Genomic DNA, 21,861 nt, shown 5'->3' with positions numbered 1-21,861 from the left:
ACATTTAATTTCCCGTTCTTAACAAACGAAAGCACTTTTAGCAACTCTTTTACATCAAGCGAATCATCCGGGACCGCATCCTCCTGCGGCTTGGTAATTTTAAGGTCAAGTAGATCTTGTTCCATAGGATAGAATTTATATGTAATAACTTGTTAACGTTTTAAGTAATATTTAACGTTTAATTAATGGTAAAGGTTAGGACTTTACTTTAGTTTTTTTTGATATAAATAGTGTTGCACAACACTAGTGTAAATTAGGCTACTATGCAATTTCGCTTGGGAATAAATAATAAGTTAAATTAATATCCAATTATGTAAAATGAATGGGAAATAATATTTAACAGAACATATTTTAATTAGTTTAAAAAAAATGAAAATACAGTTAGCCCTTACTATTATGATTTGAACATATAATACATTAACAATTAGCTTGTTATTTTGATTTGTATAAAAATAGAATAGCAAGCACTTAATTATTATATATATATTATTGTTTTGTTTTCGGTGGCTTGCGTTAGTTTATAGATTACCATCAAAAATTATAAAATTATTAATTTTAACGAAACATTTCGGTTTTTTTTGAAGTTATCAACTAAAAAAGAAACTACCATGAAAAAGATTAATCTACTACTATTTACAACGCTAAGCTTTTTTGCTGCGTGTAAAAAAGACTCAACTACAAGCAGCAACAATACTACCAACGTTAAAGTTACTGATACGCTTAAGGGAACTATAACTGCAGATCGCACACTGGATCCTAACAAAAATTATTTCCTTAAGGGCCAGGTTTATGTTAAAAATAACGCCACTTTAACTATACCCGCAGGTATAACAGTATATGCAGAAAAAAATGATCAGGCCCAGGCCAAAAGCGTATTAGTAATTACCAAAGGGGCAAAAATATATGTTAACGGCACAAACGACAGACCGGTAGTATTTACCTCTGCAGCGCCTCTTAAAGCAGCTGGAGATTGGGGTGCTATTATTTTACTGGGTAATGCTCCAACTAACACAGGGGTGGGCAATGTAGCCGGATTAGCAGTTTCTGCAGATACGCAATATGGTGGAAGTATCGCTGCAGATAACTCTGGTTCGATCAGTTATTTAAGGATAGAATATGCAGGTGGCATTAATCCGCCGGCCGAGGATGAATGGGCAGTAGATAAAGCAAGTGGACTGTTATTAGCCAGTGTCGGTTCAGGCACAACAGTAAATCATGTTATGGTAACGCACTCTAACGATGATGCTTTTCAGTTTGTGGGCGGTACCGTAAATGCAACATATCTAATTGCTTATAATAATGGTGATGATGATTTTGATTTTGATTTAGGCTACCAGGGAAATTTGCAATATTTAATATCTTATCGCACAGTCGCATCTTCGCAGGCTTTAAGAGCGAACGGGTTTGAGAGTTATAATGATGAAGTGCCAACAACTAATGTACCATTGACCAGGCCGGTTGTATCTAATATGACCATTATTGGGCCCCAGGGAATGGAAACAGTGAAGACTAATTTAAATCAAGGTGTTTATATGCGTAAAGGCACGCGCCTCGCTATTAGAAACTCTATAATTGCCGAGTATCCTCAGGGCGGTTTTATGGTTTGCCCAAGAACCAGGCCTGCGATATTAAATAATGATAATGCAGAATTCAGAAGTAATCTGGTGCAATCAGACAGTACTAGCCGGACGTTTTCTTTCGACAAGGATTATGGGGTATTTGCTGACCCTGAATTAACCATATTTGAAACTAATGCTATTAATAAGAACTCTGTGATTGTAGCATCGGCAGACCTGAAATTAAAAAATATTTTCCCAACAACCGGTGCACCTGATTTCAGCCCTGTCGGTGGATCGCCTGCGTTAAACGGGGCTGATTTTACGGGAGTAGATTTTTCGAAATCATTTTTTGCAATAACCACCTATCGTGGAGCGGTTGGGAACGTTAATTGGGCGTCCGAAAGTAATTGGGCCAAATGGCAATAATTAACCTTTGCAAAAGTTCTAAAATAAGGTAACTACATTATTAGGCACAAAAAAAGGCCCGGACAATTTTGTCCGGGCCTTAACGAAACTTAAATTAATAATTAATCCAAATTTATGCGTTATGAGGTTTTAACCTTATAAAATTTATAGCCAAACATAAAGATAACTATGTAGCAAATAATTGGCAGATAATAAGCCTGTGCCACATTATGATTAGCTATCTGGCCCATAATGAAAGGAAATAACGCGCCGCCAACTACACCCATCGCAATAAACGATGAAGCTTGTTGGGTATGGCTGCCTAAATTTTTCAACCCCAGACTAAATATGGTCGGGAACATAATACTAAAGAAGAAGTTAATCATCAGCAAAGCGATGTATGATGGCCAGCCTAAGTGCTGTGCTACAATAATGCACATCAGGATATTGCCAGCGGCAAATATGGTAAGCAATTTATTAGGGGCTACTACGGTCATTAATGATGTTCCAACTATACGGCCAGCCAGCATCATAAACATGAATAAACTCATGAAGTAACCTGCCTTTAAATCGGTGAAATGCATAACATTGGTACCATAGTTGATGAAAAATGCCCAGGTACCAGCTTGTGCTGCAACGTTGAAAAACTGTGCCACGCAGGCCCATACAAAGTGGCTGTGCTGGTATAATTTTTTTTGTGGGGCAACATCTATGTTTAGCGCTGCAGGATCGTCAGAGTCAGTAGCTAAGTGAGGATCTGTTAAAGCAGGGATCTTTAAAAACACAAAAGCAACAGCAATTAAAAGTACTACTATACCAATAGCTACATATAATGTTTTTACTGAAGTTAGATCTGTTACGGTTGCCTGGTGCCCGCCAAAAAGAAAGAATGCACCTAACGAAGGGCCTATGATGGTACCAACCGCGTTAAAGGTTTGCGAGAAATTTATACGAAGGTCGCTTGTACGTTGGTCGCCAAGCGCAGCCGCAAAAGGGTGTGCAACGGTTTCCAGCGTTGCCATGCCGCAACCCACAATAAATAACGCTATCCTGAAAAATGTAAACGAGTGCGCGTTTGCCGCAGGTACAAATAAAAATAACCCGCCTGCAAACAAAACCAAACCTAAAATTACGCCAGGTTTGTAACCATATTTTTTCATGAAAATTCCTGCCGGGATACTCATAATAAAATAAGCACCGAATACAGAGAACTGGATCAGCCCGGAGTCGGCTATTGAAATTTTTAATACAGTTTGAAAGTGTTTGTTCAATACATCACTCATGGAGTGCAATACGCCCCACATCAGGAACAATGACGTGACAAAAATTAAGGTGACAATGAATTTTTTCTCGGTAAATGCTGCTTTTTGGCTCATTGGTTTAATTGGTTAAGGTAAATTAACTGCAAAGCATTGCAATTATAACATACTTATAGTGTGTTGTAAATAAAAAAGTTTAACAGTTAAAATTGGTTATATACCGGGCCTGGTTAGGCTATATGCTATATATCAGCCAAAAAAACAAATTTTATTAATCATATCATAATAAATACCGTATTAAATATTTAAGGTGGTAAATGCTACATTTGGCATTCTATTATACTACCTGATGAAAAAATACGCTTTTATCGCTATCGTGTTTATCGGCTTGGCTGCTGTAAACAATGCATTTGCTCAAACAATCAAAAAGCTGCCGCCTGTTGGTTTGCTTGATCTGGGTTTTACCCTGCAAATAGAACATGGCGACCAGCGATCCATCAACAAGGCGTGGGATTACACCCATACCATAGCCTCCTTACAGGGGATTGTTAACCGCACCACACCGCAGCTATACATCTTCCTTATAAAAAATGGGAATGCAGATATTGACCGCTATTGGTGGAACAAATACCGCGCGCCCGGCAAATGGCTAAGCAAGCGCGATACGCTGGTGTATAATAATGTGGTAGATGTAATAACAGCTTACAAATCAAAAATCAAGGGCGCGGTTGTGTATGACCCTGCTGTACAGGCTACCAGTAATGTGGCATCATCTGTCGCAGGTGCTGATGATCTGATAGTAGTTAGATATGACACATCGCCCAACAGCCTTTATTCGCAAATTATAACCGATGGCCCAAAGATCCCGGTACGGGTAAGTTTGGTAAATGCCGATGGTTCATCATTGTTTACGGGCAAGGGTACTATCCCCGGCACAAACAGGCCATCAAGCGGCTCGGCAAAAAATGATGCTTATTTATGGTTCCTGGAGAAATATATGAAACCGGGTAAGGTCAATACAAAATACGGCGCTTATTATATAGACCAGCAATGGTTGAAGAATCCGTTTTTGGCTAACCGCAATCATCACACACTATCAAACCACGATTTCTTTATCAGCCGCAAAGGTTTCTTTTTCGATCTGAGCCCATGGGCTGATGAACCCGCGACAGATGATCTTAACCAAACACCTGGCACTGATGTAAATACTTTGAAAGAATTATTGCTAACCGCTTATAACCAAAACAAAGGCGGTTATGCCTACCTGGGTGGTTTTCCGCCGTGGGCTTTTAAATATACCAAACACGCCAAAGGCACGCATGAAGATGTAGCCACCGAGTGGGAGTACTCGCGCATTATAAGCGCCTACAACGCTTTTAAAGATGCCGATGCTATTGGGTATGGCGCGCTGGCAAATGCATCCTTCTGGCAACATTTTCCGCTTAAAAAAGAGTATAAGCAAAATTGGGTAACCAAAGCAGAGTTAACTAAAAAAGGTTATTTAAACGCCGATGGCAAAATAGATTACAAGGGCCGCAACTTCATTATTTTTTATGTGGGCGATTATGACGCATCATCATGGGTATCGCAAACTACACCAACACTTTGGGACGACCCGAACAGGGGCAAGGTGCCTATGATGTGGAGTATTAGCCCGGTACTGGCCGAGCGTGTCCCAATGGCTTTGGACTATCGTCGCGAAACGGCTACGCCTAATGATTATTTCGCTGCCGCGGATAATGGCGCGGGCTATTTAATGCCGGGCATGCTGCAAGCACCAAGGCCTTTATCGGGTCTGCCCGATGGGTTAGATGCCTGGGTTGCACATAACAAACCTTACTACAAACAATGGGGCCTAACCATTACCGGTTTTATTATTGATGGCCAGGCGCCGCCGCTAAACCAAAAAGGGTTGGATGCCTATGCCGCTTTCAGTCCCAATGGTATTGTGCCGCAAAAGGTACCGTTAACTTCATTGCATGGAGCTATGCCGGTGCTTAGATCAGACGCTGATGTAAACGAAGACCCGGTTAAAGTCGCACAAATAATCTACAATAGGATACAGCAACGCAAAATACCTTTCCATTGGTTCCGCAATATTTTAAAAAGTCCAACTTGGTACGTACTGGTTGTTGCCGAACTAAAAAAGCTAGACCCTAAGATAGAACTGTTAAGCGCGCCCGATTTTTTTGAGTTGTACCGTACTTATTTAAAAGAGAATCCGGAAGCTGCACAGGGGAGGTCGATTCAGAAATAGTCTCGAAACAGCTTTACATTGCAATCTAAAACGCTCATATCAGTTTGATATGGGCGTTTCTCATTTTTATTTAAATTAATTCTAAATAGTTATTATTGATGTTTCTATATTTGCCGTTTAATTAGACTAAATATAAATAATATGAAACATACCAAACTAATACCTATTTGGCTTACGTTATTCGTCAGTTTATGCTGTAACATACTTAAAGCAGATGACATCAAAACCGGAAGAATTTCAGGCGCTATCACAACTTCTGATAACAAACCGGCAACCTATGTAACCATTGCAATTGAAGCGCTAAACCAATCGGTCAGTACCAACGAGAACGGTTATTACAGTTTTAGTAATATTAAACCAGGTACCTACACGCTCAAGGTTACATTTGTTGGGGCGGTTGCGCAACAAAAGGACGTGGTTGTAACAGCTGGCAAAACCGCAATCGCGAATTTTATGCTTACCGAAAGCTTTTCATCACTTAACGAAGTGAATATCGCAGCTGGCAGGTATAGCAAATCGTTAACGGTCGGCAAGGCCGGTATCAAACCTTTAGATCTGCCGCAAAGTACCGGCACAGTTTCAAAAAAAGTTATCGAAGATCAGCAAATTAACCGTTTGGGCGATGCAGTACGAAATGTAAGTGGTGTAACGTTGACCCAAACTCGTGGCGGCGTTGGCGAAACAATAACCGCGCGGGGTTATAGCATTGGCATAACAGGGACCGCCGGCAGCGTTTTTAAAAACGGAGTATTAGCTAATACAGCCGGGTTTACCGAGGCCAGCGCACTGGAATCAATTGAAATATTAAAAGGGAGCGCTGCACTACTTTACGGCAACGTATCGGGCGGATTAGTGATAAATATGGTAACCCGCAAACCACAATTTAAAAGCGGCGGCGAAGTTTTTATGCGGTACGGCAGTAACAGCTTTTACAAGCCGCTAATTGATTTGTATGGGCCTATAAGCCAAAACGTGGCATTTAGGTTAGTTACCACTTACGAAAATTCAGCCAGCTATCGTGATCAGGTAAAAACCAAACGTTTTTACGTTAATCCATCATTATTATTTAACCTGGACAAAAACACAACCTTATTATTGGAAGGCGATTATAATAAGCAAAACCTTACACCCGACTGGGGCGTAGGATCGTTAAATACTGGTAGACAGATACCTACCCAGATACCGCGCTCGCAATATATAAATACTAACTGGGCCTATAATAATGTTAAACAATACTCGGGTACGGCTACCTTGAACCATAAATTTGAGGGCGATTGGAATATAAATGCCATCATATCTGCTCAAAGCTCTGATATAGATTCGTATGGATCAAACTTGCCTAACACAGTAAACGCGGCCGGCGAATGGAACCGTGGTTTAGCCAGGGCACATACTATCGAAAACAATTATACAGCGCAAACTAATTTAAAAGGTAAATTTAATACAGGGCCTTTTGATCACCAGTTGTTGGTAGGCATTGATGCTGCCAAAATACTGAGCAAAAGTAATGCGTATGGCATTAACAATGGCGCCATACCTATAAGCAGCTATGTTTATGATAAGATAAATATAATCGATCTTAATAAATACACCCAACGTACAGATATACCTAATGCGGTTGATACGGCCTTAACCACCGCGCCAGTATACCGTGTTGGTGCTTACGCGCAAGACCTGATCAGCATTACCGATAAATTAAAAGTTTTAGCAGGGATACGTTGGTCATGGCAACAAACTTATCAAACAACTATTCAAAATCTTTTAAAGCAAACCACAACCTTCGGTGCTGCCCTAACCAGGTATGACCGCGCGCTTTCGCCAAAGTTGGCATTGATCTACCAACCGGTAAAGACGACATCGGTTTACGCAACTTACAGCAACAATTTCCAGGTGAACAGTGGTACCGACATTTACACCGGCCAGGGGTTAAAACCATCTATAGTCGACCAATACGAAGCGGGTATTAAGAATGAATTTTTGGATGGAAAGCTATCGGCAAACTTTAGCATCTATCGCATCGTAAATAACAACCTGGCTGTAACGGCTCCATTTTTGGCTGATGGCCTAACCCCAAACAGCGATGCTACCAAAAAGCAATTTAATGGTCAGACAACCAGCGATGGGTTAGAGGTTGATGTGAATGGCTATCTTTCAAACAATTGGTATTTTATTGTGGGGTATGCTTATAACTTTATGCGTTACACTAAAACGTCCGGTTTAAAAGGCTCAAGTATAGAGGGCGAGCAACTTGTTATTAATCCGCGTAATACAGCTAATGCTTCATTATTTTATACGTTTACCTCAAATGGATTACGCGGTTTTAAAGTAGGTGCATCAGCCTTTTATACTGGTTCGCGTTTGGGTGGTTACAACAATACTGTTGGCCAGGCACAAGCCTTTAATCGGTTACTGCCTGTTGGTGGTTTCGTTACCATTAATACTACAGCCGGTTACACCTATAAAAAGGTATCGTTACTTGCGGGTGTTAACAACGTAACAAATACCTTTAACTACCTGATACATGATAACTACAGTATTACACCAATAGCACCGCGGCAGTTTTTAACCACTTTAACCTATAAGTTTTAGTTAGTAATTCCTAATAAAAAATGCTCCGGGTTCCATGGCCCGGACATTTTTTATTTATGCGGTTTTTGTTGCAGCATTTTTTTTAAAATAAATTTTCGTAACCGAATGGTTACTTATATATTTGTAACCGAACGGTTACTTATTGCCGATTGTTTTTATGAGAAGAGATGTATTCCAGGCCATTGCCGACCCAACCCGCAGAGAAATCATTGGTATGCTGGCAAGCCAATCGTTAAACTTAAATAACGTTGCCGACCAGTTTGATATCAGCAGACCCGCCATATCCAAGCACATCAAAATATTAACCGAGTGTGGCCTGGTTACCATAACCCAGCAGGGGCGGGAGCGTTATTGCCATGCCGACTTTGGCAAATTAAAACAGGTAGCCGACTGGACCGCCAAATACCAGCAATTCTGGACAGAAAAACTAGATGCCCTGGGCGCGTTCCTTGAAAAAGAGAAACAACAAGATCAACAGAAATAATAATTAGCTAACAAAAAAAAATCATGAAGACAGAACCATTTGTAATTGAGCAAATCTATGACGCACCGATAGCCAGCGTCTGGACCGCGATAACCGACAACAATAAAATGAAAGATTGGTATTTCAAGTTGGAGGATTTTAAGCCGGAGGTTGGTTTTACTTTCCGCTTTGCAGGTAGTGATAAAGGCGTAACCTTTTGGCATAAATGTGTAATTACCGAAGTGATACCACTAAAAAAGCTAGCACACACCTGGCGATACGAGGAATATCCCGGCGACTCGCATGTAACCTGGGAACTTTTTGACGAAGGCGACAAAACCCGCCTGAAATTAACGCATACCGGACTGGAAACGTTCCCGCAAGATAATCCATCATTCGCAAGAGAAAGCTTTGCAAAAGGCTGGACCTATATTACAGGTACTGGTTTACCAGGGTATTTGGCGAAACACTAGTTCGATATCATCAAGAAGTAAGATTTGACAACTTTTTAAAAGTTGTCAAATCTATTTCAAACTATAGTAATAATATATCAATCCTATGCGCATGCACCAACTCCAGCTTGTCAGACCATGCGAATATGGTAAACCTGCCATCCTGCGAGGCTACTAAAGCGATAGCATCCCGCTGATCAAATATAAATTGTGCAGCAGCCAAATGCCTTGTCCCGCCGTTTTGGCCGGGGTGCATTAAGGTAGGGATGCCATCCATTACCGGCTCGGTGGTGATGATCTGGTCTACAGGCAGGCTCATGCCTGAGCGGGCAATTTTAGCGCCGAAGGCTAACAACTCATAATTACGGGTAATGATAGTCGCTCCATCTACAGCGGTAAAACCGCCTACAATATCTATGGAACGTAGCAGCGCTTCCTGCCAGTCGGTTTTAGAGCGTTCGCATTTATCCTGCTTCATCAACTTGGTAATGCCCGTAAAAATTGGCACTACCGGGTAGCTTATAGGGTGGATAATAGAGTCCTGCCACTTGTCAGAATGTTCGGGTACTATCAATACTAAGCCGCCACGGCCATGTATACGCATGGATGCCGCTAGTTCCACCAGAATATTTACTCCGCCATCTACAAACGGTGGGGACATTCCGGGTAAAGAGTCAAGTAGTGCAGGGCAATTTAGCAGGCCGGTGTTTTGCTCATCAATTACTTTTATTTCATCGCCTTTTAATACGGCTATGTTTACAAACTTGCCAAAGCCATCGGTACGGCTATGCTTTATAACCAGCAGGCCAGGTTCAACAACCTCTAATACAAAACAAATTCCGGGTATGGCCAGTGTGGTACCCCAAACGTATAGCTCATCATTTTCAAACCAAACACCCAGATGTATGCCGGGGCTTTCAACCGCAGGGGCAAGCTTGGTTAGGTTATGCGGGGTTAGGCGTATGTGGTTTCCAAATATCAGCGGCTGGCTGGCCTGATTGGGCGGCAATAACGCTATTGATATTTTTGGCGAATGCCCTTCTTCTTTACGCAAGCTGGCCCAAAATGCTACATCAATAATGGCCTCTATAATGGGCACCTGCGGCTCGTCGGCCAAATGATTTGCACCCTGTTGGCGAGCCGCTGCCAAATGCCTGGCAAAATGCGCCTCGATAGTAGGTGCCACCATACGTGCAGCAATATAGGTTGGTTCTGATAGCATTTGATAATTATTTACAGCGTTACATCAAAAATATCTTTAATGTTTTAAATCAATGCACATAGCAGGGTAAAATTTGACCAGGATTTAAAGGATAAGACAACAATCCTAAAATCTTTTAATCCAATAAATCTTAGTTTATCTTTTAATCCTATTAATCTTAGTCTATATTAGTAGCCATCAATTTATAATAATAAACATCATGAAAAAACTAACCCTTTTTATTACCTGTATATTATTTAGCATTACTTGCCTGGCCCAGCAAATGGATCTGACGTATGCTACTATTAACCCGCCAAAGGGGATGGTAAAAATGTCAAGTACTGATGTATTAACTTTTACAACAGCGCATTTTAAGAAGAACGAGACCTTGAAAGCTTTTGTAATTAAAAATGCTAAGGATGTATACAAAGTTGATAATGTACTGGTCTTGTTTAATTGCCAAACACGTACCCCTCAAGATCCATCATTGGCAAAAACGCAGGAGTTTTTAGCGCCATTAGGTACTACGACGCTAACTACGGTTGATGATAAGCAGATATTGGTGCTATTGCAAAACTATGAGGGCGTTATGGTTTATCGTTATTTCTGCACCAATAAAGCCAATACCCGTATGGCGGCCGGCTTGATACAGTTTGAACCTGCGGATCAGGCAAAAGCAAAAGGCATTTTGGAGGGACTGTTAAAAAGCGTAAAGTTTAAGTAGCCTAATTTGCTACATTTTCTTTCAATAATTTATTGAGCATCCAGACCGTTACGCCGGCATTGTTACTTATCGAAAAAAGTATTTTGTGCGCTTTGTCGGTCATAACAATTACAGGGCGGTTATCAGTTTGGTAAGCATCTGTAATGCCTGATGCTTCAAATACATTGCGGGCATTAAGTATAGGGCTTTTCTTGAGCGCCTCGGCAGCTACATCAAATGGCGAATCGGTTATAGCTATTACCTGCAATTTATCCGGGTTGTAATAGGTCGATATAACATCATTAACCGCATGATACTGGTTTGGCACGCCGGCACCGCTGTAGCACTCCGTGCACCAAAATATCATAATAATTGCTTTCCCTAATAGCTTAGCAGTATCAACCCGTTGAGAGATGGGTTTCAGATCAAGGGTCAAACCATCTTGTAATCTCCTGCTTCTTAATGCGTGTGGTAAATCTTTTAGGCTTTGATATATACTTTCTTGCTGTTTCGGGTTGATTTTTGTAAGCGTTCGTCTAAAGCTTTCCTGTCCATTCGTGCTTACTAAACTAATTCCGTAGTCCATGCTTTTTACCATTTTATCTGCTGTTACAGAATCCACCACGTGCCCTTCCTGATCATAAATATTACGATCGGTAACTTTAAATTTAAACATTTTATTATAGTCGGCCCCGCTCATGGACATTGTTTTCCTGGTTACGGTGGTTGTTTCTTTGGTGGCTTGCGCCAATGCAGCTGAGCAAGCAAAAATTGAAAAGATAAAGCAGGCGTTTCATATGCACCGATTGGTTTAGTCAGACAATATAGAGAATTTAATTATTAGGCTGATATTCAAACGGCAACTGGTCGCCTATTCTTTTGGTGCCCATATCGCCATTAAAAACAAACGCGCGATAGTTTACATAGCTGCCTTTACGATCTATCACTGCTTCTTTAAGCGGTAGTTTTATTACCGATGCCTTATCATTTAATGCCATATCTTTCATAGTAAGATAGTCGCCCTTATTTTTTATATCCACCGCTTTTTTGGGGTTATAGGTAACATAAATGGGGCTAAATTTTAACGATATAAATGAGCTGTCAATAACTGTTATCAAGCTATCAAATTTTATGGGCCGGGCATCTACAGACAGTGTCGGCCCATCATCATGTTTGTTTTTGTAGGTAAATTTATATAAGGTGTTAACTATAAAGCCTTCCTGTAAAGTAGTTTTGGTGTAAACAGATCGTAAAAAATGCATCAACGACCCACGATACGCTTCCTCCCGGTTTTTGGCCCAGCGTTTTTTCATTCCTGCCGTACCGGGTAATTCTTCAAAATTGGTATCGCCGTCATAAATGGTGGCGTTGTTAATGGCGTTATACTCGAAGTATTTAAGCATATATTTTATGCGATAGCCTAAAAACTTGTTTTCAATTATCAGAAATCTATCGGCATCGGCTAATAAAATTCCTTTCTTTTTGTTGTAATTTAAGTGAAGCATCCTGGGGTTTAATATAGTACACTGCTGCGCATTGGTTGATGTACCTATAAACTGGCCCTTAAACAAGGTATAATAGGTCCACCAATTACTGTCATCACCGCCGCCTATTACAACTACATTTAGCGCTATTGGCCTTAGCGTCAGCGCTATGTTGATAGTAGCTGATGCAGCTTTGATCATTACGTTTTGGGCATAGGGCGCGTACCCCAACATCTGTACTGATACCTGGAACGTGCCAGCATCCATGTTAACAAACATAAACCGCCCTTCGTCATCAGTAATGGTTATTTTTTGTGACCCGCTAATAAATACAGTAGCGCTTTTTATGGGCTGGCCTTTTTCATCGGCTATGGTACCGCTAATGTTGTAACGTCCTTGTGCCATTGCGGCAGTATTAATAAAAAAAGGAATAACAAAGAGTAAACGGTAAATAATTGTTTTCATTTAGGTAGGTACCAGATTAGTTAAAAGTATATATTTTTTAATAATAAAATACCTTTAGTTAACCTATTCTCGGCCCCTGACAATTTGATTTGCTACCCGTTCGTCAGAGCTGTTTGAATTTCATTTAGCACATTGCGACCGGATAGTGGCGGCGGTTATGCAACAAATTTCAAGACAGTGACTTATTTATTGAAAATGCACATTTATATGATTTAAATCATATTATTTATAATATTTATGAAAATAAATGGTTGTTTATATGATTTAAGATTTAATTTTGCGGTACTATTTTAAAAAACATTGCAGCGCTTCTGTCCTCTTTAGTTGCTGCCTGGTCTATCTCTTTTTATTATGAAAAACGCCGACATACAGGATGGTATCCCTATCTCCCCATTATTAAACAATTTAGAAATTGCCGAAGGCAACATACAAAAAAAATTTATTGAAAAAAGCCGCCTTTTAACTATTTGCATATACGCGGTTACTGTAGCTATTGCCATAAGTTTTATTGCCAAAATCTTGGTATCATTAATTAACCTGGTAACCAATATTTCTTTTTATGGTTCATTTAGCCTTGGGTTCAATAGCCCGGCAAATAATCATTTAGGGGCATGGGTTATTGTAGTACCTGCTATTGGTGGTATAGTTGTTGGTTTAATGGCGCTATACGGATCAAAAGCTATACGTGGCCACGGCATCCCCGAAGCTATGGAGCAAATTTTGGTGAATGAAAGCAATATTAAACCTTCTATCACCTTATTAAAACCTATATCATCGGCTATTGCTATCGGTACTGGTGGTCCGTTTGGTGCCGAAGGGCCAATTATTGCCACAGGCGGTGCATTGGGCTCGACCATTGGGCAGTTATTTAAGGTTACCGCTAACGAGCGGAAAATTATTTTGGCGGCAGGGGCCACGGCAGGTATGTCGGCCATATTTGGTACACCAATAGCCGGTATATTTTTAGCGATAGAATTATTATTGTTTGAGTTTTCGCCACGGGCAATATTACCTGTAGCGGTGGCGTGTATTACCGGTGCGGCGGGCCATCATTTTTTGTTTGAGTCGGGGCCGGTATTTGCCATGCCTGATGTTGCCGTACCCTCAAACCTGGCTTTAGCCATCTATAGTTTTATGGGGATATTCATCGGCTTTTTATCATTAGGCATTACAAAAATTGTGTATTGGGTTGAGGATATGTTTGAGCACCTGCCTATCCATTGGATGTGGTGGCCGGCAATAGGTGGCCTGGCTGTAGGTATTATTGGCTTTTACGCCCCACATACTTTAGGTGTTGGGTATGATAATATTATCGGCATTTTATCGGGCAAATGGCCGTTGACGCTGGTGTTAAGTTTGTGCATTTTTAAATTTCTGTCATGGGCTATTGCCTTGGGCAGCGGTACATCGGGCGGAACGCTGGCGCCGTTGTTAACTATGGGCGGCGCGGCAGGGGCGGTAATTGGGGTGATTATTTTAAAGGCATTTCCTGATGCCGGTATCTCTATCCCTTTAGCCGCGCTTATTGGTATGTCGGCCATGTTTGCCGGGGCATCAAGAGCTTATTTAACCAGTATAGTTTTCGCGCTGGAGGCTACTATGCAATCGCATGCTTTGCTACCGTTGCTGGGTGCTTGTACCGGGGCTTACATTGTTTCTTTCTTCCTGATGGAAAACACCATAATGACCGAAAAAATTGCCCGCCGCGGCATCGCTACTCCCGATTCGTTTGAGCCTGACCTTTTGCAAAAGATGACCGTGGCCGAGGTGATCAGCGATACAGAAACCGTGATAAATGAAAACACCGACATTGAAGAGGTGCGCGATTGGTTAAACACTAACAACAGCAACGAAAACTATTTTATTGTAGTAAATAACGCGGGCCAATATGCAGGCACTGCAAAACTGGCAGATATCTATAATACAAAACTGGCCAATAACCTACCTTTAAAAGAAATTGTGACTACCAAGGCTAATCTTGCTGTTAGCAGCACAGATACTTTGCGCCAAGCGGTAGAACAAATGTCGAAAATTGGAGTGGAGGTGTTACCTGTACTTTCTGTCGGAAGCGGGGGTAAGGTTATTGGGGTATTATCCTATAAGGGCATTATTAATGCCTATACCAGCCATATAGAGAAAAGCCAATTTGCCCACATAAAAATTTCATTAAAGCGCCAACGCATAAAAATGCTGATAAAAGGCAGAAAGCTGATAGATTTTAACAGCGATAACTAAACTAAGATTTCTCACCTTATGTTATTTTAAAGGTGTTCAAGAGGGCTACGTTTATAGGATTAGAAGATTATAGGGTTAATTGCTTAACGCAATATCACCCTACAAAAAAAGCGCCTTCAAATAACTATGCGCGTAAGTTCCCCATTCTTTTAGTGCCTTGTCAAGCGTGGCTTTAAATTGTTTGTTGTCTACAGGTTTGCCTTTTTTTGGCGGAGTGATGGTGCTTTCGGGTACGCTTGTATCGGTTACTTTGGTGGCAAACCAGGTAACGTTTTCGTGCGGCAGAGCAACGCCCAGTATCATGCCGGGCAGGCCCGTAAATGATTCAGGTCCGCCTGTAACCAATATTTTATCGGTATAAAACGCTACTACGTAAACCGAGTCCATTATTAACGCGTTAGCCCTGCGGCAAGGATAGCCTGCTATTTCGCGGGTTTCGTCGGTTATCTTCCATTTAATTTTACGGGTGGTATCTTTTAGTAAAAAAGTCTCTTCAAACACCTTTTTCTGATTAGTACTTATGCCGGTATTCAGGTCGGTATAAATAGTCGAGTTTTGCTCGGCTATCATTACGTTAAAAAAGTTATTGGGCGGCGTTTCCTGTTCGGCTGGGGTAAATAAGGTTTTGTTGTTGCCAAATTTTAAGGCGCTTTTTAATACTTTAAACTGCGGTTGATTCTTCTTGTACTGCTCGAACGCGGGTTGCACGTACGACTCATTTTCCTTATTTATTTCCTTTTTTATGATAGCATACATGTTTGATGTTTTATCAAACTCAATAATGCCCGATGTAGTAAAGTGCTCGGTCTGTGCCAGGCATTTGGTATTGGCCAATATAAAAAAGCAGCTAAGGGTTATTAATAGATTTTTCATAGGTAGGTTATTTGGTTGATCCGGCTGTCATTTTGGTAAAATCATAAGTTACAGAGAACATGAAATATCTTTTAATGGTGGTGTACCTGTCCTCGGTAATTATACTGCCATAGGCATAGCGGTTAAAGCCGTTGTTTTGGTTCAGCAAGTCATTAACTGCCAGCGATAACTTCAGGTTTTTCTCTTTAAAGAAAGATTTGGTTAAGGTGACGTTCAATATAGTAGATCTGAAACCCTGCGGCAATGCGCCCGTTGGTGCAGAATAGGTGTAATTAACGTTCGGGTTTAATTCAAACTGAAGCGGTAAATAGTAGTTACCCCCAAAATAGCCACTAAACCCGCCGCCATTACTATTATTGCTGGCTTGTAATGATGATTGATTTATGCTATACGTTGGCCCCACATTTCCATAAAAATTAAATTTATTCTGTACGTATTTGTTAATATTGATAGTGACCGAATAATCAATAGCTTTAGTAGTATTTAACTGGTTGGTGGCGTTTACATCATTCTTTACCATATTGTAGGATGTATTGCCATACATGCTGCCGCCCAGACCTATGTTTATGCCCAATATCTTGCGGCTAACCTCTGTATAAACGTTATAGTTACTTGGCCTTTTGCCGGGTAAATTGAAATATTGTATGGTTGTTTTGCCACCGGCATCGGTAGAGGTATTGTTTACGATGGGGTTGGTTGTGAACGAGTAGTTGCCGGATATATAGACACTTTGCCCACTTAGCACTTTATAAGAATTATAAAAACCGCCAAAGTTGTTCCTGAATGAAGGCGTAAGATCAGGGTTGCCCAGCGTAATATACAATGGATTGCTATTATTTTTAACCGGCTGTATCTGGCCGATAGAAGGTTGGTTGGTATTACCGTTATAACTAACCCTTAGGCTTTGTTGTTGCGAGAACTTATACATAAACATAGCTTGCGGGTTCCAGTTTATAAAATGTCTTTTTAATATATCGCCGGTATATTCGTTTATCTGCTTAAAAGAAACATCAGACGCTTTGGTGCCGAAGTTGATGATGGTTTTACCCTTAGTATAATTAAGGATAGCTCCAGCCTGGTTAGATAGCTGGTTAAGTTTAAAATAGTTACTCAGCGAGTCTACTAATACGCTATAATCAATACCACCTGCAGGTTTACTGTATGATCGTTGATCTGAGCTGCCATTGTTGGCATTTAAGCCATAATTAAATACAATTGACAATGCTTTGGTTATCGGCTCAGTATAAGTTAGGTTAGTGTTTAAGTTGATGTTTTTATTCTTACCCGTTTTATATTGGTCGGTTAGTTCTGTACGGGTTAAAACACCTGTTGTATCAAAATAAGCCAGTTTAGAATTTAAGAAGCCTGTACTCTGGTCATCAAGCGATGAAACTGCAAATAATGCCGATATAGTGCGACCTTTTTTCTTTAACTTTTTAGTAAAAAAAGCGCTGGCATTAAACTGCCGGCGCTTATTATCATTGGTTGTGATACTGTTGCTTAGGTTTAGTAAAGTATTGTTGCCACGGCGGCTGGTATCTGCCGATGTGGTATTGTTTTTAATTTCTTTAATGGTGCCGTCAACCGCTATTTTTAAATTGGCGGTAGTATCAAATTTTATATTTAAGGTAGCATCAAGTTTTTGCCTGAAGATGGAGTTGTTAAAAAGCTGATCGGTAGTGCTGTTGATGATACGGCCCGGCAAGTTGTTTTGCCTTACGGTTTTTTTGGTGCCGTCAATATCCAATGCGCCCACTTTATAATTGCTGTTAATGGTATACTTATCGTTGGCCCATTTATTGTCGTAATGCGCGCCGCCGGTTTTTGCTACTGGTATGCCCTGGCCGTTATAACGCAGGTCATCGCCGCCACCGTTAAAATAATAATTGCCGTTATCATCCATAGTTGAGCCGTTTCCATCAGCATATTTCTGGCTGTCATCCCAGTTTAAGCCGGTTTTGCCGGTGTTGGCGGCTGTGCCGTATAATGAGAATTTTTCTTTGTTCTGAAACTTATTGTACAGTAACTGGCCCGTATAATACTTATCGGTACCTATACCAACATCGGCTTTGCCAAAGTAGCCACTCTTTTTGCCGTCTTTTAATTTAATGTTTAATGTTTTGGTTTTAACACCATCGTCTATGCCGGTAAAAGTGGTCTGGTCGCTTTTCTTATCATAAAGCTGCACCTTGTCAACCATATCGGCACGTATATTTTTGGTTACCAGGGTAGGGTCATCGCCAAAAAATTCTTCGCCATCCAGTAATACTTTGCTAACCGTTTGGCCTTGCGCGGTAATTTTGCCATCCTTATCAACCTGTATACCGGGGAACTGCCTTATCAAATCCTCTACCTTATCATTAGGTTGTATAACGTAGGCTTTGGCATTAAACTCTGTTGTATCACCCTTTATTTTTATGGCGGTTACCTGGCCTTTAATGATCACATCTTTTAATAAGCGCGATTTAAGTATCAGGCTTATTTTGGCGAAATTATGTATAGGTGCCTTTTCATCCAGCGTAAAATCTTCGGCATAATCTGCATAGCCGGGATAGGATAGTACCAGTATAAACTTGCCTGCGTTAAGGTTGTTAATAGCGAAAGCCCCATCAGCCGCCGCCCGTGTAAATTTAGATAGTGTAGAGTCTTTGGCATTTAACACCATGATGGTGGTATTATGCAGGGCTTTTTTTTCGGACGTATCAACAGCCGAACCCTTGATAGCATAATTGCTTTGCGCATAACCGGTTAACGAGAACAGCACGAGCAGCGCAATTGATGAAATTGTGATTTTCATTAGGTTGTTTTTGGTATGGGTAAAGATGTAACTAAAAAATTAGTAATAGAAATATTTTAACATTTCTTAACTTTAATTAACATTTTATAGTCACCCATAAGACGGTAGTTTTTTCTATTAGTTACTGATATTGTGATAAATATTTTAGGTTAATAATAAACATGCCCCCAAGGTAAGGGGCATATTATGGTGATAAAGTAAAAGTGATGAAAGTGTATGAAATTGGGATGAAACTCAAATATAAATTGCAAAAGTAATTGGTCAATGCTGATTTACTTTTGCAAATGATTTGCCGTTTAAGGTAATAGTAGCGCTATCTGTATAGCTATAGTTGCTCTTGGCGATCTGACTTAATAACCTTAGATCACTTTTGCCGGCTATCTTAAAATCGGCAGCTTGAATTTGGTTGTGTGTATTAATGGTTAGTGTAGCCTCGCTGGCAGTTGTAGCCGCGTTTAGTTTGTGTATAGTGTTTTCATCTAATTCAATCTGAGTAGATTTACCGGCTATAACATTCATAGCATCCTGGTTAAAACCTGATACCCGGGTTACCGCCCGCTCCCAAAACATTACTTGATGCATTGCAAGCGGCGTAGTAATAACAGTATTTACCTCCGGGCAAACCACCACTATGCCAGATTGATAATAGTTAAAATTAGTTTTGTTAACATAATCTACAAATAAGGTATTATCACGTTCGGTAAGGGCCACTTTTTCCTTTACATTATCCACCATCCATACGCCAAATTTGGGGCCTTTTTCTACACGCAGAGCCACTACGTTACCAGCGTTATGCCGAATAGTAGTAAAACTATTTAACGGAGTAAATTTCATGCCGTAGTATGGGTTTCTAAAATCGCCTTTTAGGTATTCTGCCCGTAATTGAAAATTAAATATTGCCAGGTAACCAAATAGGATAACGGTGGCCAATAGCAATAATTTGTTGCTTGTTTTCATGGTTATATCTTTAATTCTTGTAATTTTTCAACTTAAAATCTTCATAGCGTTTTTGCAACTCTTCAAGACTAATGTCAAGCAGATAAAGGCTCCTGAAAAAATCCGGCAGTTCCTGCTGCATAAAACGTTCGCGGCGTATGGTTTTTATATTTTCAATAGCGTTGGCCGTTACAAACAGGCCCAGGCCACGTTTATTAAATATAATTTCATGCTGCTGTAAATACTCGTATGTGCGCATTACCGTATTGGGGTTTACCTGCAACTCAACTGCCAGCTCACGTACCGATGGTACTTTTTCGTCAGGCAGCCATTTGTTTAAGGTTATGTGTTCGCTCACATAATCAGCAATCTGGAGGTAAATGGCTTCCTTATCTTTAAAATTCATGGGTTATATCTCTTTCTCTTTTAATCTAAAAAATGCGCTTAACCATAATATAATTACCGCAATGGCAAAAACTATTAATGTTGTATGGTTCATGTTGTCAGTGGCCCAGATGTCCCAGCCGCGCTTATTGTCTGTAAAGCTAAATTGTTGAAATACAAACGATCTTAGGTCATTTTTACCAATTATAAACTGCAACATAGGGGTATTAATTACTGTAAATACCAATACATATATAAAGAAAATAAAGGCGGTTTTTATAAAATGAAGCTTCTCAAAAAATATAGCGCCCCATAACGTAAAACCATGAAAAATGGCGTACACTATAAAGGCCATATATGCTCTTTGCTCCAGATCAAAAATGTTGATCATTTTGTTAGGGTCATTGGCCGGCGGATGGCTAATACCGATGATGACCCAATCTACTACATAAAACACCCCAATAAACAACAACTGATAGATAACGAACGAGTAGATCCATGTTACCAGGAACTTCTCCAGGTGCGAAGCCGGCAGAGTTAACACCTGGTTGGCTTTACGTTTATCGCCCAGATCAGCAAAAACCAGGCTGGTAAATATGCTGCCTGCAAGCGTCAATACGTAAATAAAAACAATGTTTTGTAACGGTATAGCTAATCGCCCCCCATTAGTAACAACAAAAAGTCCAAGCCCTATAGCTGTTACACCGGCCAGTACGCCGGTTGATAGCAGGTAAGTTTTTGCATGCTCCAAAGTATGCTTTTTAAAAAGCCTGATAAAGCGGGTTAAGTTAAATGTATTACTCATGACCGGGTTTGTTTAAAATTTCAATAAGTTGTGTGTTATTGCTGATGATGGCATTGAATAAAAGTTCCATATCTACTTTTGTATAGCTGCCATTAGTGTTTTTTGTAATGGCGTGTAGTCCGCTAATGTTCTCCTCTGCATAGATATGATCTGTGCTATCTATTGATATCGAGCTAAAGTTTACTTTATCTGCAATTTCATCCAGGCTGCTGGCCAATACTATTTGGCGGTTGTGCAGTACCAGTACCGTATCTATCAGATTATCGAGATCGCGTACCTGATGTGTTGAAATAATGACACATCTATCCTCCGTCAATGCCGAAGCAATGATCTTACGGAACTGGGCTTTTGATGGAATATCCAAACCGTTAGTCGGCTCATCCATTATTAATAAAGATGTATTAGTTGAAAGGCCAAAGGCGATGATCACCTTTTTTTGCTGACCGAATGATAGTTTGGTTAATAGCTTATCGATAGGTACATCAAACTCGGTAAGGATGTTAATAAATTGCCCAAAATCAAAATTAGGATAAAAATGACCGGTGCTTTCTGCAAATTGTTTAGCGTTAACTGATGGCAGATATATTTCTTCCGGAACAAAAAACAACTCCTGCAAAAAAGAGGGTAGGCGTTTATCGGCATTTACCCCGTTTACGATACAAGTGCCTGACCATGGGAAAACCAGCCCGGCTATGTTTTTTAACAGCGTTGATTTGCCCGCTCCGTTCATACCCAGCAACCCGTAAATATGGCCGGGTTTTAAGGATAGGGTTAGGTTATCAAATAGTTTTTGTTTGCCGTACCCAAATGTTAATTGTGATAATTCGATCATTGGTTTAGTGTATTAGTTAAATAGTACACTACAAATGTAAATAAAGAATTTGTATTTCAAAATTTATTTAAAAAAGCCAAATATTGCCACCATTAATGCACTGTAATTTTTGTATATTGCTATAATCACAATACTTCCAATTATCAAATATTAAAGCAAAAT

17 protein-coding genes are annotated in these 21,861 nt (G+C 40.2%); 7 read left to right on the top strand and 10 right to left on the bottom strand.

The genetic code is table 11. The features are described 5' to 3' along the window. Nucleotides 1-608: 608 nt before the first annotated feature. Nucleotides 609-1,985 carry a hypothetical protein gene (locus JWQ34_RS09145; protein WP_299356691.1) on the top strand — a complete coding sequence of 459 codons (1,377 nt, stop codon included), beginning with the start codon at nt 609-611 and terminating at the stop codon, nt 1,983-1,985. Between the two features lie 119 nt (nt 1,986-2,104). On the opposite strand, the gene fucP is transcribed toward JWQ34_RS09145, so the two are convergent. Beyond that, entirely contained in the window at nt 2,105-3,340 is a 1,236-nt protein-coding gene (fucP, locus tag JWQ34_RS09140) for an L-fucose:H+ symporter permease (protein ID WP_299356689.1), read from the bottom strand. Nucleotides 3,341-3,572: 232 nt separating this feature from the next. Here fucP and JWQ34_RS09135 point away from each other — a divergent pair, with 232 nt between their 5' ends. The 4 genes from JWQ34_RS09135 (at nt 3,573) to JWQ34_RS09120 (ending at nt 9,005) form a co-directional block, all read left to right on the top strand. Continuing rightward, nucleotides 3,573-5,480 (top strand): GxGYxYP domain-containing protein, encoded by a 1,908-nt coding sequence (locus JWQ34_RS09135; protein WP_299356687.1) that lies wholly within the window; start codon nt 3,573-3,575, stop codon nt 5,478-5,480. Nucleotides 5,481-5,621: 141 nt separating this feature from the next. After that, complete coding sequence (locus tag JWQ34_RS09130; RefSeq protein ID WP_299356684.1) at nt 5,622-8,069, top strand: TonB-dependent receptor; 2,448 nt, start codon at nt 5,622-5,624, stop codon at nt 8,067-8,069. A 157-nt stretch (nt 8,070-8,226) separates the two neighbouring features. Next, entirely contained in the window at nt 8,227-8,553 is a 327-nt protein-coding gene (locus JWQ34_RS09125; RefSeq protein ID WP_299356681.1) for a metalloregulator ArsR/SmtB family transcription factor, read from the top strand. A gap of 23 nt (nt 8,554-8,576) precedes the next feature. After that, nucleotides 8,577-9,005 carry an SRPBCC domain-containing protein gene (locus tag JWQ34_RS09120; protein WP_299356679.1) on the top strand — a complete coding sequence of 143 codons (429 nt, stop codon included), beginning with the start codon at nt 8,577-8,579 and terminating at the stop codon, nt 9,003-9,005. 61 nt (nt 9,006-9,066) lie between these two features. Here JWQ34_RS09120 and JWQ34_RS09115 read toward each other — a convergent pair whose 3' ends face one another. After that, nucleotides 9,067-10,206: a putative sensor domain DACNV-containing protein gene (locus JWQ34_RS09115; RefSeq protein ID WP_299356677.1), complete on the bottom strand. Its 1,140-nt coding sequence runs from the start codon at nt 10,204-10,206 to the stop codon at nt 9,067-9,069. Between the two features lie 199 nt (nt 10,207-10,405). On the opposite strand from JWQ34_RS09115, the gene JWQ34_RS09110 reads away from it, so the two are divergent. Beyond that, a complete protein-coding gene (locus JWQ34_RS09110; RefSeq protein WP_299356675.1) occupies nt 10,406-10,909 on the top strand; it encodes a hypothetical protein in 504 nt (167 codons plus the stop codon). 1 nt (nt 10,910) lies between these two features. Here JWQ34_RS09110 and JWQ34_RS09105 read toward each other — a convergent pair whose 3' ends face one another. Beyond that, the gene (locus tag JWQ34_RS09105; RefSeq protein WP_299356673.1) at nt 10,911-11,639 is read right to left on the bottom strand and encodes a hypothetical protein; all 729 of its coding nucleotides are present in this window, start codon (nt 11,637-11,639) and stop codon (nt 10,911-10,913) included. Between the two features lie 82 nt (nt 11,640-11,721). Then, complete coding sequence (locus JWQ34_RS09100) at nt 11,722-12,837, bottom strand: carboxypeptidase-like regulatory domain-containing protein (RefSeq protein ID WP_299356671.1); 1,116 nt, start codon at nt 12,835-12,837, stop codon at nt 11,722-11,724. A gap of 351 nt (nt 12,838-13,188) precedes the next feature. On the opposite strand from JWQ34_RS09100, the gene JWQ34_RS09095 reads away from it, so the two are divergent. Continuing rightward, nucleotides 13,189-15,072, top strand: a complete 1,884-nt coding sequence (locus tag JWQ34_RS09095) for a chloride channel protein (RefSeq protein WP_299356670.1) — start codon at nt 13,189-13,191, stop codon at nt 15,070-15,072. A 99-nt stretch (nt 15,073-15,171) separates the two neighbouring features. On the opposite strand, the gene JWQ34_RS09090 is transcribed toward JWQ34_RS09095, so the two are convergent. The 6 genes from JWQ34_RS09090 to JWQ34_RS09065 all read right to left on the bottom strand — a co-directional run bounded on the left by JWQ34_RS09090 (nt 15,172) and on the right by JWQ34_RS09065 (nt 21,699). Beyond that, a complete protein-coding gene (locus tag JWQ34_RS09090; RefSeq protein ID WP_299356669.1) occupies nt 15,172-15,945 on the bottom strand; it encodes a GLPGLI family protein in 774 nt (257 codons plus the stop codon). Nucleotides 15,946-15,952: 7 nt separating this feature from the next. Beyond that, nucleotides 15,953-18,742: an outer membrane beta-barrel protein gene (locus tag JWQ34_RS09085; protein ID WP_299356667.1), complete on the bottom strand. Its 2,790-nt coding sequence runs from the start codon at nt 18,740-18,742 to the stop codon at nt 15,953-15,955. A gap of 261 nt (nt 18,743-19,003) precedes the next feature. Further along, nucleotides 19,004-19,699, bottom strand: a complete 696-nt coding sequence (locus JWQ34_RS09080; RefSeq protein WP_299356665.1) for a hypothetical protein — start codon at nt 19,697-19,699, stop codon at nt 19,004-19,006. 10 nt (nt 19,700-19,709) lie between these two features. After that, nucleotides 19,710-20,084 (bottom strand): GntR family transcriptional regulator, encoded by a 375-nt coding sequence (locus JWQ34_RS09075; RefSeq protein WP_299356663.1) that lies wholly within the window; start codon nt 20,082-20,084, stop codon nt 19,710-19,712. Nucleotides 20,085-20,087: 3 nt separating this feature from the next. Beyond that, on the bottom strand, nt 20,088-20,867 hold the full coding sequence (locus JWQ34_RS09070; RefSeq protein WP_299356661.1) for a hypothetical protein: 780 nt from the start codon (nt 20,865-20,867) through the stop codon (nt 20,088-20,090). Continuing rightward, the gene (locus JWQ34_RS09065; RefSeq protein ID WP_299356659.1) at nt 20,860-21,699 is read right to left on the bottom strand and encodes an ATP-binding cassette domain-containing protein; all 840 of its coding nucleotides are present in this window, start codon (nt 21,697-21,699) and stop codon (nt 20,860-20,862) included. Before JWQ34_RS09065 ends, JWQ34_RS09070 begins: the two co-directional genes overlap by 8 nt. Nucleotides 21,700-21,861 lie beyond the last annotated feature (162 nt).

Origin of the sequence: Mucilaginibacter sp., assembly GCF_028288185.1 — a bacterium.
Classification (GTDB): Bacteria; Bacteroidota; Bacteroidia; order Sphingobacteriales; family Sphingobacteriaceae; genus Mucilaginibacter.
Note: the sequence above shows the minus strand (reverse complement) of the source record. Positions and strands in the feature narration are given on the sequence as shown.

Excerpts from the sequence above, each read along its gene's own strand:
- JWQ34_RS09130 (WP_299356684.1), top strand. The coding sequence starts at position 5,622 with ATGAAACATACCAAACTAATACCTATTTGGCTTACGTTATTCGTCAGT.
- JWQ34_RS09095 (WP_299356670.1), top strand. The coding sequence starts at position 13,189 with ATGAAAAACGCCGACATACAGGATGGTATCCCTATCTCCCCATTATTA.
- JWQ34_RS09145 (WP_299356691.1), top strand. The coding sequence starts at position 609 with ATGAAAAAGATTAATCTACTACTATTTACAACGCTAAGCTTTTTTGCT.
- fucP (WP_299356689.1), bottom strand. The coding sequence starts at position 3,340 with ATGAGCCAAAAAGCAGCATTTACCGAGAAAAAATTCATTGTCACCTTA.
- JWQ34_RS09100 (WP_299356671.1), bottom strand. The coding sequence starts at position 12,837 with ATGAAAACAATTATTTACCGTTTACTCTTTGTTATTCCTTTTTTTATT.
- JWQ34_RS09125 (WP_299356681.1), top strand. The coding sequence starts at position 8,227 with ATGAGAAGAGATGTATTCCAGGCCATTGCCGACCCAACCCGCAGAGAA.
- JWQ34_RS09070 (WP_299356661.1), bottom strand. The coding sequence starts at position 20,867 with ATGAGTAATACATTTAACTTAACCCGCTTTATCAGGCTTTTTAAAAAG.
- JWQ34_RS09080 (WP_299356665.1), bottom strand. The coding sequence starts at position 19,699 with ATGAAAACAAGCAACAAATTATTGCTATTGGCCACCGTTATCCTATTT.
- JWQ34_RS09115 (WP_299356677.1), bottom strand. The coding sequence starts at position 10,206 with ATGCTATCAGAACCAACCTATATTGCTGCACGTATGGTGGCACCTACT.
- JWQ34_RS09135 (WP_299356687.1), top strand. The coding sequence starts at position 3,573 with ATGAAAAAATACGCTTTTATCGCTATCGTGTTTATCGGCTTGGCTGCT.
- JWQ34_RS09085 (WP_299356667.1), bottom strand. The coding sequence starts at position 18,742 with ATGAAAATCACAATTTCATCAATTGCGCTGCTCGTGCTGTTCTCGTTA.
- JWQ34_RS09065 (WP_299356659.1), bottom strand. The coding sequence starts at position 21,699 with ATGATCGAATTATCACAATTAACATTTGGGTACGGCAAACAAAAACTA.
- JWQ34_RS09090 (WP_299356669.1), bottom strand. The coding sequence starts at position 15,945 with ATGAAAAATCTATTAATAACCCTTAGCTGCTTTTTTATATTGGCCAAT.
- JWQ34_RS09120 (WP_299356679.1), top strand. The coding sequence starts at position 8,577 with ATGAAGACAGAACCATTTGTAATTGAGCAAATCTATGACGCACCGATA.
- JWQ34_RS09075 (WP_299356663.1), bottom strand. The coding sequence starts at position 20,084 with ATGAATTTTAAAGATAAGGAAGCCATTTACCTCCAGATTGCTGATTAT.
- JWQ34_RS09110 (WP_299356675.1), top strand. The coding sequence starts at position 10,406 with ATGAAAAAACTAACCCTTTTTATTACCTGTATATTATTTAGCATTACT.